Origin of the sequence: Desertibacillus haloalkaliphilus, from assembly GCF_019039105.1 — a bacterium.
GTDB lineage: Bacteria > Bacillota > Bacilli > Bacillales > KJ1-10-99 > Desertibacillus > Desertibacillus haloalkaliphilus.
On record NZ_JAHPIV010000486.1, the window covers coordinates 1 to 350 of the forward strand.

Here is a 350-nt window from a genome sequence, read left to right on the forward strand (position 1 = left end):
TTTCTCTTTTCCCCTTTTCCTCCCCCTTTCCCTCTTTCCCTTTCTTCCCCTCCCTTTTTTCCCTCTCCCTCTCTTTCCTCTCTTCTTCCCTTCTTCTCTTCCTCCCCCTTTTCCCCTTCTCCTCTTCCCCTCTTCTTCTCTTTTCTTTCCTTTTCTTTCTTCCCTCTTTTTTTCTTTCTTTCTCTTTTTCCCTTTCTTTTTTTTCTTTTCTTTTTTCCTCCCTTCCCTCTTTCCCTTTCTTTCCTTTCTTCTCTTTCTTTTCTTTTTCTTTCCTTTCCTTTTTCTTTCTTTTTCCCCCCCCCCCCCTCCCTTTTTTCCTTCCCCTTCCCCTCCTCCCCCCCTCTTTTTTT

At 43.7% G+C, this 350-nt stretch carries 1 protein-coding gene; it reads right to left on the reverse strand.

Going from position 1 to position 350, the window contains the following annotated elements:
* On the reverse strand, nt 1-350 hold a 350-nt coding region (locus KH400_RS30285; protein WP_217228575.1), incomplete at both ends, for a hypothetical protein.